Raw genomic sequence first — 15,561 nt, 5'->3', positions numbered from 1 at the left:
GATCAACCGCCGGTGGCGGGGTCGTTCGTCATGGCAACCGGAATCGTGTCGGTGGGGTTGCATCTCACCGGATTCGAAGTCGTCTCGTGGCTGATATTCGCACTCGCGGCGGCGGTCTGGCTGCTGCTCGCGATCGACTTCGGCACGCGACTGCTGTGGCATCGTTCGCAATGGGACGCCGAGGCCGATACCCCGCCCGCATTGACCGGGGTCGCGGCGACAACGGTGCTCGGCACCCGGTTATCGCTGTCGGGCTGGCAGATTGCGGCGTGCGCACTATTGGTGCTTGCCGCGGCGATCTGGCCCGGACTATTGCTCGCGGTGCTGCGGCATTGGAATCGGCGGATGGCGGGCGGGGCATTCCTGGTTTGTGTTTCTACCGAGGGCCTCGCGGTGCTGGCGGGGACACTGGCGCTGGCCGACGTCGGTGACTGGCTCGCCTGGGTGGCGTTGGCATTGTTCTGTATCGGTGTGCTGCTATATCTCGCGACCTTCGCTCATTTCGATATTCGGCAGGTGTGGATCGGTGCGGGCGATCAATGGGCCGCCACCGGTGCGCTGGCGATTTCGACGCTGGCGGCCGCCAAACTTGTTGGCGCACACCAGTGGACCGGGGCCGTGCATCGGCTGCTCGAGGTGGTCGCGCTGATCGTCCTCGTCCTCAACCTCTTCGGCTACACAATCCTGATGGTCGCCGAGGTGATCCGCCCGCGGCCCGAGTACGACATCCGGCGCTGGGCCACGGTTTTCCCGCTCGGCATGACCGCGGTCGCGACGCTGACCACCAGTACGGCCACCGACCTGCCTGCACTGCGCGCGCTCGGTGACCTGCTGCTTGTGGTTGCGGTGGGCGCATGGGCGCTCACTTTCGCCGTATTGCTCGCGGACCGAACGACATTCGAATCGGGTCGGTCCGCGTAACCGGCGTCAGATTCGCTGGGCCTCCAGCACCCACATCGGCAGCAGGAGCGCTCCGGACTCATCGATTTCGAGCTCGACGCCCCGCTCGGCCAACATATCGCGCACCGGTCGCGGCGGCATGCTCGTCACCATCCGGTCGATGCGCAGCGTATTCAGCGACCAATCCGGAACTACGAACGCGGCGCGCAACTCGTCCTCGCCGATCCGAAACGGCGCATTCAATTCGCTGTGTCCCTTATCGGCAAAACAGATCGGATCAGCCGACCACCCGGACGCATAACCCGATGCAGTGCGGCGACATGATCACGGCGCTGCTCCACGGCCAGACAATGGAATAGCGCACTGCTGACGGCCGAGTCGAACCGATCGTCTTAGCCGTCGAATTCGGTGGCATCGCCCGACTTGCCGCATCGACGGCCCATCATCCAGCGGAGAGCTTCAGCCTCTCGAGCACACCTGTCCAACCTCTTTGCAAAACGGCAGCATCACCAATGTCCAAGCCGTGGGTCACTTCATGCCACGGCCCGAGTTGATGCCAGACCAGTGCGCGTCGACGGAGGTCGCCGGTGACGCCATACGCGACGGCAACAGCGTCTGCAAAATCTGTCGGTGCACCATGCAGTGGCCAAGCCAGGTCGTTCGCGGCATCGCCGAGATGGACGTCGCCGAAGTCGATCACCCCGGCAATGCGACCTCCTGCTACCAACACATGCTCAGGTCCGAGGTCGCCGTGGACGACCGTATCTGCGGGGAATTCCCGCGTGGCGTCGAGGACCGCCGACGCTGAATCTCGTTGGGAGAATGGGATCAACGGCATGACATCGGCCCGGAAACGGCTGATCATCGCTACCCGACTGTTCCTGGTTTCCGCCGCCGGCGCCAACCCATGTCGGACCGCTTCGGTCGCGGAACTGCGGTGCAGTGCGCGGAGAAACTCTCCAATCGCGAGACCGTGCCCGACATCAGGCGCCACAATCGCCTGACCTGGCACGAGAGCGTGACGCACGACGAGCGGCGTTTCCCGCACCACCCAGGGGATCGGCACCTGCAGCGGCAGTAGCGGCGCCAGCCAAGGCATCAGCTGGGTTTCGCGTCGGAGTTGGTCGGCAACCTCTGGACGGCGCGGTCGGCGCTCGACCCAGCAACCATCGACCAGAGCGGCGAAGCTGTCCCACCCTTCAGAGAACTCCACGACTCCGACGTTAGAGCAACGTATGATCGTCGCAGCTCGGGCTGTGCATATCAAGAGCACGGAGTTCAAGCGATTGAAGGCCAACTGTCCGCGCAATTTGACCGTCGTCGAACACGCGCACGCCGGCGTCGAGCCTGATCCGACCTCGACCAGCCGCTTGCGCTATGCCCAGCGCGTTGGAGCGGCAATTGGCCTTGCCGCGGAACCGAATTCACGATGTCCATTCTCCGATGACCGTGCGTGGACTGATCGGGTTCTGCGACGCGGACACTGGACCGTGTCCAAACGGTAGGCTCCGACGAATGGTGCCCGCCTCCCACTTGGCCGCTTTCGCCGTCGCCGCACTGATCATCATCGTAATTCCCGGCCCGAATGTGCTTTTCGCGATCGGACGGGCCTTGGCACACGGTCGGCGCACGGCCTTGCTTTCGGTGTTGGGGGCGACGGTGGGGTCCGCGGTTCCGCTGATTGCCGTTGCGCTGGGGTTGGGTGTGGTGCTCGCGGTGTCGGCTGTGCTGCTGACGATCGTCAAGGTGGTGGGTGCGGGTTATCTGATCTACCTGGGCGTCATGGCGATTCGGGAGCGGAAGAGTCTCGCGGGTGCGCTGCAGTCGCACGCATCGGATGCGAATCCGCGGCGGATGTTCCGGCAAGGTGTGATCGTCGGCGCGACGAATCCGAAGACCATCGTGTTCTTCGCCGCTGTCCTGCCGCAGTTCGCCGACCCGGCTACGGGTGCATTGCCCTTGCAGTTGTTGACGCTCGGTTCGGTCGGGCTCGGTATCCAGATACTTTCCGATGGAACGTGGGCCATGATCGCGGGTGCCGCGCGATCATGGTTCGTCCGCTCACCGCGCCGCCTCGAATCCGTCGGCGCCACCGGCGGATTGATGATCATCGGCGTCGGTGCGAGCGTCGCGCTGGGCGGTACCAACTGAGGATTATGCGTGGTTGGTGGTGTTCCAGAAACCGATCCACAGCGCACCCCACCAGCATGCCTGGGAGATGAGCAGGGTTAGTGCGCCGCGGGCGATCAGTGGTCGATCGAGGATCCCGCTGCGGGCCGCGACTCGGTCGGTGAAGGCGGATGCTTGTAGACCGTTCAGCGTCAGGACGACGACCAGCGCCATTTTGGTCTGGGTGGTGTGGTTGGCGATATTCGGTTCGAGGAGTACACCGCTGGCGACCAGGCCGATGACGCCCAGCCAGATGGGCAGTTGGAGGCGGTCGGCAACGGTCAGCATTTCGCGCAGGGTTGTGCGGCGCAGGACCCAGGCCACGGCGAAATAGTCCACCGCGAGCACCGCGCCGAAGCCCAGGACCAGCGAGGCCAGATGGATGAGCAACGCCGCATGGTGCAGCGCCGGCGGGCAATGCAATCGGGTCGACAGCCAGATCGCCGTCGCGAGCGCGGCGCAGGTGGCAACCGACCGGATTGCGAAATCGCGCCGGGTTTGCACCCCGCCCACCAGCGCCGTCATCGGCGCCGCTCCAAGTCGCGGCCCTGCATCATCGATCCTCACTCACACAACTCACCCAACCTAGTTAAGGTTAGGCACGCCTAATGCTAGTGTCTCCGATTTCGGTCGAGATCGACAGGGGTATTCAGCGGCGGCGTGATACGGCGGTGTATTCCTGTTCGGGGCGGCCGGTCGTGCCATAGCGCAGACGCATCTGGACCGTGCCCGCGGCAACCAGGGTCGCGAGATAGCGTTGAGCGGTGGCGCGGGAGATGCCGATGGCCGTGGCCACCTCGGCCGCCGACAGCGGTGCGGTGGCCTCGAGGATGGTGTGCAGGACGAGGTCTTTGGTGGGGGACGCGATAACGGTAGTCGCGGTGGGCGTCGAGGTCGGGCGCAGCGCTTGGAGTGCGGCTTCGATGCTCGTGTTATCGATCTGGGGTGCGGCGAGGGTACGGCGGTAGCGTGCGTATCCGGCGAGGCGGGCCGCGAGCATGGTGTGTGGAAAGGGTTTCACCAAGTATGCGAGTGCGCCCGCGGTGAATGCGGCTCGCACGGTGGCGCTTTCGGTGGCTGCGGTCAACACCATGGCGTCGCAGTGCAATTCGCGCACCAGGTCGATGCCGGAACCATCCGGCAGGTATACATCGACCAGCGCCAGGTCGATCGCATTGGCGGCGTAGAGTTCTCGCGCGGCGGCCAGTGTGTGGGCGGTGCCCGCGACGGTGAAACCCGCGATGGATTCGACTATCCCGGCGTGCAGATTGGCCACGCGGAAGTCGTCGTCCACCACCAGCACGGTCAGATCTGTTGCGGCCATGGCATCTCGCTGTCTACCAGTACTCCGGGGATTCGGGCGATGAATTCGGCGCCGGTGAGCGGCGGCGCACCACCGCGCGCGCTCGCGAGCCGGACATCGCCGCCGTGCGCGCGGGCGATCTGGCGGATCAGCGCGAGGCCGACGCCGCGCCCGCCCGGCACACCGTGATCTTCGCGGGTGGAGGTGCCCTCGGTGAACATGGTGTCGATCATCTCGGGTGCGACACCATCACCGCTGTCCGCGACCGCGATGTGCAGCGTCGAATCCTCCTGCACCAGTTCGACTTCCACCTGTTTCATCGGATTGTCGGCGACGCGTGCCGCCTCGATCGCATTGTCGAGCAGATTGCCGAGCACGGTCGTGACATCGACGGGTTCGGCCAGATTGCCGTCCACCCAGGTATTCGGGCCGAGTACGAGTTCGACGCCGCTCTCGCGCGAATGCGCCGCCTTGGCCGCGAGGAAGGCCTGCAGATACGCGTCGTGGATCGCATCGATGCCGGGCGTCGCCGCACCGAGCGGGCCCGCACCGATCAACTCATCGATGACATGTGACGCCTCCTCGGTGCGCCCGCCGTGCAGCAGTCCGCTGAGCAGGTGCATCTTGTTGGAGAACTCGTGGCGCTGGGCGCGCAGGACGGTACTCATCGATTGCACCGCATCGAGTTGGCGGGTCAATGCCTCGACATCGGTGCGATCGCGCACCGTGAGCACGGCGCCGAGATTGCGTCCGTCGCGGGTGACCGGCCGGGCCGCGACCACCACGATATGCGACCCGATGGTGGCGGGTGTCGGCTGTTCGTCGAGCGCACGGAAAACCTCCAGCACCCGTGGCGTCAAACCGATCTCGTCGACCGGACTGCCGATCTCGGCGCTGATCCCGAGCAGCCGTCGTGCCTCGTCATTGACGAACGTTGTGCGCCAAGCGGAGTCGACGGCAAGCACACCGCGGCCGATGCCGTGCAGCACCGCCGCCTGACCTTGGACGAGTTCGGCCAGTTCGGCGGGTTCGAGTCCCAGGGTCAGTCCGCGCCATCGCCACGCCAGCAATGCCGAACCCGCGACGCCGATCAGTAGTGCAGCGGCGATGAACAGCGCCGCGGTGCGCAGATCGGAGAGCAACTGCCCGCGAATCGCGGTGGTCGAGATACCGACGCTCACCGCACCGACAATTCGATCCGAACCAGCTTCCACCACGGGAACTTTCGCACGCACGGAAGGTCCGAGCGTACCGCGCTCCTTGACGATCACCTCCCTGCCCGCCAGCGCCTCCGACGGATCCGTGCTCACATGTTCGGTCAGTCGCGCCTCGTCCGGATGTGCCAATCGGATTCCGGCATCGTCGGTGATCACCACGAACAGCGCGCCCGTGCGCTGCGTCGTATCGATGGCTATCCGCTCCAGCGGTCCCGCGGTGAGTTGCGCCCGCAACTCGGGCGTCACAGTGCCCGGTGCGTACCGGGCGACCTCCTCGCGCACCACCGGTTCGGCCGCGATGCTGCGCGCGATGGCCAGCGCACGCTGCCCGTACTGATCGTTGAGCCGTTGGCTGCTGACATAGCCGAATACCGCGAAGGCCGCGGCGAGGGTCACCGAGACGATCACGATCTGCAGCAGCAGCACCTGGGTGCGCAACCGGAAGTGTCCGGTCGCGCGCCGCGGTGTTCCGCCGTCGTTGGCCATTTCCGCAGCATAAACCACGCAGACGGGCGTGAGCAGAATGCGCACAACCTTCGAATCGCCTCGTTTGCGCCGGTTGTGCGCACAAGCCTCGAAGTGTGACCCGGCCCACGTAGGTTCGCTCTACCTGATCCGCTAGGAGCAAGAAAAATGACCGAACCACTCATCGAGCTGCGGAGCGCGACGAAGCGCTTCCCCGGCACCGGCGGCGGAATCCACACTGCCGTCCGCAATCTCGATCTCGCGGTGCAACCCGGCGAATTCGTCGCCGTGGTCGGCCCGACGGGCTGCGGAAAGTCGACGACGCTGTCGTTGGTCTCCGGGCTGGAGCCGGCCTCGGCCGGGCGGACGCTGGTGCGCGGCAAGGATGTCCACGGCATCCCCGATGGCATCGGCTACATGTTCCAGCAGGACGCGGTGCTGCCGTGGAAGAGCGTGATCGACAACGTCGCCCTCGGCCCGCGCCTGCGCGGCAAGTCCAAGGCCGAAGCGCGTGAACAGGCCCGCGGCTGGGTGCGCAAGGTCGGTCTCGCCGGATTCGAGAGCTACTATCCGCATCAGCTCTCCGGCGGTATGCGCAAGCGCGTCGCACTGGCGCAGACCCTGGTCAACGATCCCGAGATCCTGCTGATGGACGAGCCGTTCAGCGCGCTGGACGTGCAGACCAGGCAGCTGATGCAGGACGAACTGCTGCGGGTGTGGGCGGGCACCGGCGCGGCCGTCATCTTCGTGACCCACGATCTGGAAGAGGCGATCGTACTCGCCGACCGGGTCGTCGTCATGACCGCCAGCCCAGCGACGGTCTGCGGCAACTTCCCGGTCTCGCTGGAACGTCCGCGCGATGTCGAAGAGGTCCGGCTCACCAACGAATTCCGGGATATCTACAAGGAAATTTGGGAAACGCTGCGCGATCAGGTCGAGGCAGCCCGAGGCAAGGGAGCCTCCCGTGTCGCATAACGTGCTCGAAGATGTGGCGAAGTCCGCACCCGAGGTCGAAATCGAAACCGAGGAGCAGATTCTCGCGCGCGTGCGGACCAACCTCCGGCGCAACCGGCTGCGCACCTGGGGCCTGCGGATCGCCCTGATCGCGGTGTGGCTGGGCGCATGGGAGCTCACCGCCACGCTGTGGATCGACCCGTTCTTCTATTCCAAGCCCTCGCTGATCTGGGACCGCCTGGTCGAATGGTTCACCGAAGGAACGCAATTCGGCTCGATCTGGTTGCAGATGTACACCACCGTGCAGGAGGCGGTGCTCGGCTTCGTCATCGGCGCGGTGGCCGGTGTCGTACTCGGCACGCTGCTCGGCCGCAGCCGCTACTGGGCTGAGGTGCTCGCGCCGTTCATCAAGGCGCTCAACGCCGTTCCGCGTATCGTGCTGGCGTCGCTGTTCATCATCTGGTTCGGTCTCGGGCTCAGCTCGAAGGTCGCGACGGTCGTGGTGCTGGTGTTCTTCGCCGTATTCTTCAACGCCTTCACCGGTGCGCGTGAGGTCGACGGCAATGTCATCAATAACGCCCGCATTCTCGGTGCGAGCAAGCGTCAGGTGCTGAGCTCGATCGTATTGCCCAGCGCGACCACCTGGATCCTGTCCAGCCTGCACACCGCCTTCGGGTTCGCGCTGATCGGTGCGGTCGTCGGTGAATACGCCGGTGCGAGCAAGGGTTTGGGTCTGCTGATCAGCAACGCCCAGGGCACCTTCGATTCGGCAGGTATTTACGCGGGCATGATCATCATCACCGTCATCGCGCTGCTGGCCGAATGGGCGATCAGTGCGGCGGAGGGCCGATTGCTGAAATGGCGTCCGTCGCAGGCGACTTCGAATCACGGGATCTGATCATGCGGTACGTCAAACATCTGACGATCATTGTCGGAGTCATCGCGGCACTGCTGCTGGCGACCGGTTGCCGGGATTCCCGAACCATTCCGATGGCCGACGGCCGGCCCCAGATCACCATTATGGTCGGCGGTCTGGAGAAGGTGATCTACCTGCCCGCCATGCTCACCGAGAAGCTAGGTTTCTTCGAGAAGAACGATATCGACGTCAAACTGCTCGGCGAGCAGTCCGGCGCTAGTGCCGAAACCGCGCTGCTGACCGGCGATGTGCAGGCCGTGGTCGGCTTCTACGACCACACCATCGACCTGCAGGCCAAGGAACAGTGCCTGACCTCGGTGGTCCAATTCGCCGATGTGCCAGGCGAAGTGGAACTCGTGTCCAAGGCGGATGCTGCTGGTATCAATTCGCTGGCGGATCTGCGCGGCAAGAACCTCGGTGTGACCTCGCTCGGCTCCTCGACCGACTTCCTCACCCAGGCGCTCACCGGACAGGTCGGTATGACCACCGCCGACTACACGCGCGTGAAAGTCGGTGCGGGACAGACCTTTATCGCGGGGATGAACCACAACGGCATCGATGCGGGTATGACCACCGATCCGACGGTCGCCACCATGGTGAACTCCGGTGACGCGAAGATTCTGGTGGATATGCGGACCGAGGAAGGCACCCGGGCGGCATTGGGCGGGCTGTATCCGGCATCGTCGCTCTACATGCGCTGCGACACCGTCGACGCGCATCCGGATATCGTGCAGAAGATCGCGACCGCCTTCGTGCAGACGCTGCAGTGGATCAAGACGCACACCGCCGAGGAGATCGCCGCCAAGATGCCCTCGCAATACGCGAGTGCGGGCCGCGACCTCTACGTCCAGTCCATCCGCGACTCGATCGGCATGTTCAACGGCACCGGCCTGATGAAATCCGAAGGCGCCGAGAATGTGCTGAACGTGCTCGGCAAATACTCGAAGAATGTGGCGCCCGTCAAGGACCGCATCGATCTGTCGAAGACCTACACGACCCAGTTCGTGCAGGAGGCGCTGCGCGCGAATCAGCAGTAGCGACACCACGAAATCCCATGGCGACCGGCGAACATCCGGTCGTCATGGGATTTCGGCCGTTCACCTGTTCGGCGCATCCTCGGTGTCCTGGGCTTTGAATTCGGCCTTCCATTCGCGGAAGCCCTCCTCGGTGCGGCCGCGCCGCCAATAGCCGGAGATCGAGTTCGCCCATTCGGCGGAGACGCCACGTTCGCGACGGACGTAGCGGCGCAGGTCCTGCATGACGGCGCGGGCCTCGCCGTGAATGAAGACCTGCACCTTGCCCTCGCGCCACGTCGCCACGCGCACGGCTTCGGCCAGCGCATCGCCCGGCTCGCGTGCGCCGCGATGCAGCCAGGTCAGTTCGATGCCGGTGGGCTTGTCCAGTTTCAGTTCGTCATCGGGTCCGCCGACCTCGACGAAGGCCTGCCCGACCGCATCGGTGGACATCGCCTCCAGTGCGGCCGCGATCGCGGGCAGCGCCGCCTCGTCGCCTGCGAGCAGGTGCCAGTCGGCATCGGCACGCGGCGCATAGGCTCCGCCCGGTCCGAAGCAGTCGATGGTGTCGCCCGGCTGCACCGAAGCGGCCCACGGACCGGCAATGCCCTCGTCGCCGTGGTAGACGAAGTCCACTGCCAGCTCACCGGGATCCGGATCGACCGAGCGCACGGTGTAGGTTCGCAGCACGTCGATGCCGTCGCGCGGGTAAATGAACTTCACATACGAGTCGGTGAACTCGCTCGGTCGAAACGCGGCGAATCCGGGGCCACCGAAATACACCCGGATCAGATGCGGGGTCAGCCGCTCGGTGCGCTGCACCGTCAGGGTGGTGCGGGGTCGTGCCAAGGTAACCTCCACTAATTGCTAATTAGGCTTGCCTTACCAACCGTACCCGGTTCGGTTCATGCTGAGGGTTACCGCAGACGAGCGCGCCGTAGATGTCACAGGATGATCGGCATGACGCAGACCGTGCCGAGCCCCGCCCACGCCGTCCAGCAGCGCTATCGGGATCCGAATCCGACCGCGCCCGCCGAGTGGAATCCGGTGCTGCAGGTACTGCACGAGCACCGCTCGGTGCGCCGCTACCTCGCCGATCCGGTCTCCGACGACACCCTGCGATTGCTCATCTCGGCGGCCCAGTCCGCCCCGACCTCCTCCAATCTGCAGGTGTGGAGCGTCATCGCCGTCCGCGATCGGGCGCGCAAGGCCCGCTTGGCCGCGCTGGCCGGCGGGCAGGCACATATCGAACAGGCGCCGGTGCTGCTGGTCTTCACCGCCGATTTCGCCCGGCTGCGCCAACTGGCCGAGGACCACGCCGCGCCACTGGCCGGAGCCGACTATCTCGAATCGAGCTATGTCGGCTTCATCGATGCCGCCCTGGCCGCGCAGAACGCGGTCGTCGCCGCGGAATCCCTCGGCCTCGGCACGGTGTATATCGGCGCGATCCGCAACAACCCGGAACAGGTTGCGGCGGAACTGAAACTGCCCGAACAGGTCTTCGCGGTCTTCGGACTCGTTGTCGGACACCCGGATCCGAGCGAAGACGCCCGCGTCAAACCGCGTCTCCCGCAACCGGCCGTCCTCCACCACGAAACCTACGATCTCCCCACCCAACGCACCCATGTCGCGGCCTACGAAGACCGCATCGCCGAGTTCTACGCCGAACAGCGACTCTCGCACTCCTGGACCGAGCGCGTCCTGGCCCGCCTGGCCTCCGCCGCCAGCCTCAACGGCCGCCACCGGCTCCGCGAGTCCCTGGTGAATCACGGCTTCCGCCTGCACTGATCCCGGTGTGATTCGGGCCGTGCGGCGGTCCGGTGGTGCGGCCGGTAGCGTGACGGGCTGATCGCTCTCGAGCTCCAGAGGAAGGACCGCAAGCTCCATGACAGCCTCCGACCGTCAGCTCCAAGCTGATTCGGCGCCCACCGACCCGGCCGTATCCGGTGAAGAGGGGTACGCCCGGGGGCTGAGCCCGCGGACCATTCAGATGATCGCGATCGGTGGTGCGATCGGTACGGGTCTTTTCTATGGTGCGGGCGGTGCGATCGAGCAGGCCGGGCCGGGGCTGATCCTGGCGTATCTCGCGGCGGGTCTGGCGATCTTCGTGATCATGCGGGCGCTCGGGGAGTTGCTGACCTACCGGCCGATCTCGGGCAGCTTCGCCGAGTACGCGCACGAATTCCTCGGGCGCTTCGCGGGATTCGTCACCGGGTGGTCGTACTGGGCGGTGTGGGTGGCCACTTGTATGGCCGAGATCACTGTCGCCGGGAAGTATGTGCAGTACTGGTTCGATATCGCGCCGTGGCTCACCGCGCTGGTGGTGTTGGCGGTCATGTTCTGCGCCAACCTGATCTCGGTGCGGCTGTTCGGTGAGGGCGAGTTCTGGTTCTCCGCCATCAAGGTCACCGCGATCGTCGCGATGATCCTCATCGGCATCGGCGTGCTGACGATCGGCTTCGGCCATGCCGCCGACCCGACGGTCACCAATCTGTGGGCCGATGGCGGCGTGTTCCCGAACGGTTTCGGACAGTCGCTGCTGGTGCTGCAGATCGTGCTGTTCGCCTACGTCGGCGTCGAACTGGTCGGTGTGACCGCGGGCGAGGCGCGGGATCCGCGCACGACGCTGCGCAAGGCGATCAACACCCTGCCGTTCCGCATCGGCCTGTTCTATGTGGGCGCGCTCCTGGTGATCATGTCGGTGGCCGGTTGGCGCAACTTCCACGCGGGTAAGAGCCCCTTTGTCGAGGTGTTCCAGCAGATCGGCATTCCAGGTGCCGCGGGCATCATCAATTTCGTGCTGCTCACCGCGGCGCTGTCGTCGTGCAATTCGGGCATCTACTCCACCGGCCGCATGCTGCGCACCCTGTCGTTGCACGGGGAAGCGCCCGCGGGGCTGAACAAGCTCAGTTCGCGTGCGGTGCCGTATGTCGGCATCACCGCTTCGGCGGCCGCGATGGTCATCGGGGTGATCGTCAATGTGATCTCGCCGGACAAGGCGTTCAACTACATCACCTCGGTCAGCACCATCGGCATCATCTTCGTCTGGGGCGTAATCTTGGTGTGTCACTTGATCTATCGCGCCAAGGTCGGCCGTGGTGAACTGCCCGCGAGCGATTACCGCCTGCCCGGCGCACCGATCACCACCTGGCTGGCGCTGGCCTTCCTGGGGTTGGTTGTCGTCCTGCTGTTCTGGACCGAGAGCGGGCGCACCGCGATTGTCGTCGGTGCGGTCTGGGGTGTGCTGGTCTGCGGCGGCTATCTGGCGATGACCAAGCTCGGCAAGGACGGCGCGGTAACCGAACCAGTGGCGTAGGGGACGGCAGCCGGCGGGTGGGAAGCGCACCGCTCCGCAGCGGCATGAGGAGGCACATGGTCACGATCATCGGCGGTGGTATCACGGGCACTGTGCTCGCCGGAGCCCTTGCGCGCGAGGGACTTCCGGCCACCGTGTACGAGCGGCGGCCTACGGTCGACGCCGGTGCGTTCCTCACCCTCGACAGCCGGGCGCATGCGGCGCTGGGAGAACTCGGGATCGACCGCGACGACCTATCCGCCGCCTCGTGTGAGGTGCGCGCGCTCGGCTTGCATGACCTCACCGGGTATCGTGCCCAGCCCGGTGACGGTCGGCGGCTCTACCTCCGCCCGGATCTGCTACGAGTGCTCACCGACTTCGCCCACACCACAGCCGCGGAGTTCCACTACGACCGTCCGGTGACCGATCTGGACATCGAGAGCGGAACGCTAACGCTCGTAAGCGAATCAGTGACACCGGACGGGCCGGTGATCGCCGCGGACGGTATCGACTCGCTCGTGCGCGCCCGCCTTGAACCCGCCCGGCCCGCTGTCTATGCGGGTCAGGTCGTCATCTACGGGATCACCACGACTCCGATCACCCTGCCCACCGAAGAATCGGTATTGCACTTCCATCGCACCGGCAACGCTCGGCCGACCGACGCCTTCGGGCACCTGTGGAACGAGGAGACGGCGGTGTGGTTCGCCAGAATCCGCCGCCCGCCGATCCCGGTGGCGGACAACGGTTTCCACCCCGTCGAGGCCTGGGCGGCGCAGATCCATGCCGCGCTGCCTGCCATCCCGGGACTGATCGACTCGCTACTCTCGATCACCGAGACGGTGCATGTCAGTAATGCTCGCAACGTGCCGTTGACCAATCCCCGCCCGCCCCGAGACGACGTAATCCTTTGTGGCGACGCCGATCATGCCATCAGTCCCGCCGCGGGTGTCGGCGCCCGCGATGCGATCGAAGACGCCGTCGCCCTCTACCGTGCCCTTGTCGCGAAGACCTCGATAGCCGAGATCATGGCGAACCGCCGCCGTCAGATCCTCATCGAGCGGGCGGAGGTCGCAGAGGCGTTCCGACGCGGCCGCTTCTGATATCGGCCCGTGCCAGACTGGCTGGATGGCTGTGAATCGAGATGCCGATGCCAGCAGGTTGGCCGCTGAGTCGCTCGCGCACGACGATCCGACCGGGTGGTTCGAGCGACTGTACGCGGAGGCGGCCGCCGGGGCGGCGATTGTGCCCTGGGATCGCGATCAGCCCAATCCGATGGTGGTCCAGTGGGCCGAGCGGCGCGCGGTGGACGGTGCCGGGCGTCGGGCATTGGTGATCGGCTGCGGGTATGGGCAGGACGCGGAGTACATCGCTCGGCTCGGTTTCGCGACCACCGCCTTCGATATTTCGCCGACCGCGATTGCCGAAGTGCGCGAACGGTTTCCGAAGTCAGCCGTGGAGTATGTGGTGGCCGATCTGCTGGATCCGCCCAGCGTGTGGCGGGATGCGTTCGATCTCGTCGTCGAGTCGATCACGGTGCAGTCGATGCCGGTGTCGGTGCGCGATACCGCGATCGCCAATATCCGGCGGGCAGTGGCACCAGGTGGGCAGTTGGTCGTGATCGCCGGAATCCGGGCGGAGGGTGCGGAGGTCAACGGACCGCCGTGGCCGCTGATCCGGTCGGAAATCGATTCGTTTGCGGCCGAGGGACTTCGGTCAGTGGATATCGAAGCGAATCACGAGACGCAACGGTGGCGGGCCGAATTCACCCGATCGGCTGGGGGATAAGCCGCACCGAGGTTCAGATGATCGCCGTGGGCTTCCGGTCCCCGGCGACCAACGCGCTGATCTCGGCGGCGGCTCGTTCACCCGAGCGGATCGCCCCGTCCATGTAACCCATCCACACTGTCGCGGTTTCGGCTCCGGCCCAATGGATTCGGCCGATAGGTGCGCGTAGGGCCGGGCCGTATTCGGTCCAGGTGTTGGGCGGCATGAATGCTCCGTAGCAGCCGCGGGTCCATTCGTCGGCGGACCAGTCCTTCTCGATATAGTCGATGGGGGCGGCCGCTGCCGGGCCGAAAAACCTTGTGAGGCTGGCGATCACGATATCGCGCCGTTCCTCGGCGGGGTAGCGGCCGAGTCGCCGGGCATCACCGCCTTCCAGGAAGGCGAGCAGCACGCCGGGGTTCCCGTCCGGCGGGGAGTTGTCGAAGGTGACCTTCACAGGTCCGGTGGCCGCGGTGACCTGTCCGGACAGCCCATCGGCACGCCAGAAGGGTGTGTCGTATACAGCCATGGTCTTGATGACCGAGCCGTTCGGCATGCGCTGAGTGAGCTGGTCACGATCGGCGGGCAGCGCAGGGGAGTACACCAGCCGACCTGCCAGTGCCGGGCTCATCGCCACGATCACGCGGCGGGCCAGAATCCGGGTGTCATCGCCGTGCACGACGACGGAACCCTGGGTCTGCTCGATCCTGCGCACCGGCGTATTCAGCAGCACGTGCTCGCCCAACTGCTCCGCCAGCGCCATCGAGATTCGTTGCGAACCGCCCACGATGCGGGTTTGCTGCGCGCCACCTTCGGTTTCGATCATCGAATCCACACCGCCACCGGCATTGAGATAGGCCAGCAGATGCAGCAGTGACACGTCGGCCGGATCGGCGGCCCACACCGCCTTGCAGACCATCGTGATGGCCCGGCGCGCGATCTCCGAATACAGATTGCGTCGCATCCACGACTCGACGGTCTCGGCGTCCCACTGCCTCGCCCGCGCCGCGGACCAAGGGGCGTCCGCTGGTACCAGGCGGGACATCCGATCCAACCGCTGCAGACCGATATAGGCATCCAGCAGGGCGGCGGAGGCGATCAACGGAATCCGACCGCGATAGCATCGCAGCTTCCCGCGATGTTCGAACAGATGCCGACCGGTGGTGTAAGTGGGAAACGTCTCCAGCCCCAATTCGTCGATCAGGGCCAGTACCCGGTCCTGCCCGGGACCTACCCACTGCCCACCGACCTCGACGATCTTGCCGCTCCCGATCGGGTGGTTCAGTGTGCGACCACCTACCCGATCCCGCGCCTCGACGACAAGCGCATCGAATCCGGCGCGACGCAACTGACGGGCCGCCGTCAATCCGGCGAGTCCGCCGCCGATCACCGCGATATCCACCGTGCGCTCGACACCCATGGCGACTACCGATCCACCTGTGACCGATCGGACGACTCGGTCGTATGCTCCGACGTTAGGGCACATGACCCCGTCATTGACCCCGAACAGCACCGTTTCCCTGCATCCAGCCGCAAATCGCCCCACGTGATCATGAACCCGATGC

17 protein-coding genes are annotated in these 15,561 nt (G+C 65.5%); 9 read left to right on the top strand and 8 right to left on the bottom strand.

Annotation, left to right across the window (positions count from 1 at the left end):
* Window positions 1–30: 30 nt before the first annotated feature.
* Window positions 31–921 carry a tellurite resistance/C4-dicarboxylate transporter family protein gene (locus ACFYOW_RS13395; RefSeq protein WP_387287596.1) on the top strand — a complete coding sequence of 297 codons (891 nt, stop codon included), beginning with the start codon at window positions 31–33 and terminating at the stop codon, window positions 919–921.
* A gap of 6 nt (window positions 922–927) precedes the next feature.
* Here ACFYOW_RS13395 and ACFYOW_RS13390 read toward each other — a convergent pair whose 3' ends face one another.
* The 3 genes from ACFYOW_RS13390 to ACFYOW_RS13380 all read right to left on the bottom strand — a co-directional run bounded on the left by ACFYOW_RS13390 (window position 928) and on the right by ACFYOW_RS13380 (window position 2,113).
* Window positions 928–1,143, bottom strand: a complete 216-nt coding sequence (locus ACFYOW_RS13390; protein WP_387287594.1) for a hypothetical protein — start codon at window positions 1,141–1,143, stop codon at window positions 928–930.
* Entirely contained in the window at window positions 1,140–1,241 is a 102-nt protein-coding gene (locus ACFYOW_RS13385; RefSeq protein WP_387287591.1) for a hypothetical protein, read from the bottom strand. Before ACFYOW_RS13385 ends, ACFYOW_RS13390 begins: the two co-directional genes overlap by 4 nt.
* 101 nt (window positions 1,242–1,342) lie before the next feature.
* Complete coding sequence (locus ACFYOW_RS13380; RefSeq protein ID WP_387288799.1) at window positions 1,343–2,113, bottom strand: phosphotransferase; 771 nt, start codon at window positions 2,111–2,113, stop codon at window positions 1,343–1,345.
* A gap of 302 nt (window positions 2,114–2,415) precedes the next feature.
* On the opposite strand from ACFYOW_RS13380, the gene ACFYOW_RS13375 reads away from it, so the two are divergent.
* Window positions 2,416–3,051 carry a LysE family translocator gene (locus ACFYOW_RS13375; RefSeq protein ID WP_387287589.1) on the top strand — a complete coding sequence of 212 codons (636 nt, stop codon included), beginning with the start codon at window positions 2,416–2,418 and terminating at the stop codon, window positions 3,049–3,051.
* Window positions 3,052–3,054: 3 nt separating this feature from the next.
* Here ACFYOW_RS13375 and ACFYOW_RS13370 read toward each other — a convergent pair whose 3' ends face one another.
* The 3 genes from ACFYOW_RS13370 to ACFYOW_RS13360 form a co-directional block, all read right to left on the bottom strand.
* The gene (locus ACFYOW_RS13370; RefSeq protein WP_387287587.1) at window positions 3,055–3,594 is read right to left on the bottom strand and encodes a hypothetical protein; all 540 of its coding nucleotides are present in this window, start codon (window positions 3,592–3,594) and stop codon (window positions 3,055–3,057) included.
* 124 nt (window positions 3,595–3,718) lie between these two features.
* Window positions 3,719–4,393: a response regulator gene (locus ACFYOW_RS13365; protein WP_387287585.1), complete on the bottom strand. Its 675-nt coding sequence runs from the start codon at window positions 4,391–4,393 to the stop codon at window positions 3,719–3,721.
* Window positions 4,375–6,075, bottom strand: coding sequence for an ATP-binding protein (locus ACFYOW_RS13360; protein WP_387287582.1), 1,701 nt, complete (start codon window positions 6,073–6,075; stop codon window positions 4,375–4,377). The genes ACFYOW_RS13365 and ACFYOW_RS13360 overlap by 19 nt, the downstream gene beginning before the upstream one ends.
* Before the next feature lie 147 nt (window positions 6,076–6,222).
* Here ACFYOW_RS13360 and ACFYOW_RS13355 point away from each other — a divergent pair, with 147 nt between their 5' ends.
* Genes ACFYOW_RS13355 through ACFYOW_RS13345 form a run of 3 tightly spaced genes read left to right on the top strand, consistent with a single transcriptional unit; the run spans window position 6,223 to window position 8,961 of the window.
* Window positions 6,223–7,029: an ABC transporter ATP-binding protein gene (locus tag ACFYOW_RS13355; RefSeq protein WP_040695968.1), complete on the top strand. Its 807-nt coding sequence runs from the start codon at window positions 6,223–6,225 to the stop codon at window positions 7,027–7,029.
* Window positions 7,019–7,906 carry an ABC transporter permease gene (locus ACFYOW_RS13350; RefSeq protein WP_387287580.1) on the top strand — a complete coding sequence of 296 codons (888 nt, stop codon included), beginning with the start codon at window positions 7,019–7,021 and terminating at the stop codon, window positions 7,904–7,906. Before ACFYOW_RS13355 ends, ACFYOW_RS13350 begins: the two co-directional genes overlap by 11 nt.
* On the top strand, window positions 7,867–8,961 hold the full coding sequence (locus tag ACFYOW_RS13345) for an ABC transporter substrate-binding protein (protein ID WP_387287578.1): 1,095 nt from the start codon (window positions 7,867–7,869) through the stop codon (window positions 8,959–8,961). The genes ACFYOW_RS13350 and ACFYOW_RS13345 overlap by 40 nt, the downstream gene beginning before the upstream one ends.
* A gap of 60 nt (window positions 8,962–9,021) precedes the next feature.
* On the opposite strand, the gene ACFYOW_RS13340 is transcribed toward ACFYOW_RS13345, so the two are convergent.
* A complete protein-coding gene (locus ACFYOW_RS13340) occupies window positions 9,022–9,786 on the bottom strand; it encodes a siderophore-interacting protein (RefSeq protein WP_387287576.1) in 765 nt (254 codons plus the stop codon).
* Window positions 9,787–9,897: 111 nt separating this feature from the next.
* Here ACFYOW_RS13340 and ACFYOW_RS13335 point away from each other — a divergent pair, with 111 nt between their 5' ends.
* The 4 genes from ACFYOW_RS13335 to ACFYOW_RS13320 all read left to right on the top strand — a co-directional run bounded on the left by ACFYOW_RS13335 (window position 9,898) and on the right by ACFYOW_RS13320 (window position 14,017).
* Window positions 9,898–10,725, top strand: a complete 828-nt coding sequence (locus ACFYOW_RS13335) for an NADPH-dependent oxidoreductase (RefSeq protein WP_387287574.1) — start codon at window positions 9,898–9,900, stop codon at window positions 10,723–10,725.
* A 97-nt stretch (window positions 10,726–10,822) separates the two neighbouring features.
* Window positions 10,823–12,253, top strand: coding sequence for an amino acid permease (locus tag ACFYOW_RS13330; protein WP_387287572.1), 1,431 nt, complete (start codon window positions 10,823–10,825; stop codon window positions 12,251–12,253).
* Between the two features lie 56 nt (window positions 12,254–12,309).
* Window positions 12,310–13,332 (top strand): FAD-dependent oxidoreductase, encoded by a 1,023-nt coding sequence (locus tag ACFYOW_RS13325; protein ID WP_387287570.1) that lies wholly within the window; start codon window positions 12,310–12,312, stop codon window positions 13,330–13,332.
* Window positions 13,333–13,357: 25 nt separating this feature from the next.
* The gene (locus ACFYOW_RS13320; RefSeq protein ID WP_387287568.1) at window positions 13,358–14,017 is read left to right on the top strand and encodes a class I SAM-dependent methyltransferase; all 660 of its coding nucleotides are present in this window, start codon (window positions 13,358–13,360) and stop codon (window positions 14,015–14,017) included.
* 13 nt (window positions 14,018–14,030) lie between these two features.
* Here the strand turns inward: ACFYOW_RS13320 and ACFYOW_RS13315 are convergent, their stop codons facing one another.
* Window positions 14,031–15,416: a flavin monoamine oxidase family protein gene (locus ACFYOW_RS13315; RefSeq protein ID WP_387287566.1), complete on the bottom strand. Its 1,386-nt coding sequence runs from the start codon at window positions 15,414–15,416 to the stop codon at window positions 14,031–14,033.
* Between the last annotated feature and the right edge of the window lie 145 nt (window positions 15,417–15,561).

It is taken from the genome of Nocardia sp. NPDC006982, assembly GCF_042869435.1.
Taxonomy (GTDB): domain Bacteria; phylum Actinomycetota; class Actinomycetes; order Mycobacteriales; family Mycobacteriaceae; genus Nocardia.
Note: the sequence above shows the minus strand (reverse complement) of the source record. Positions and strands in the feature narration are given on the sequence as shown.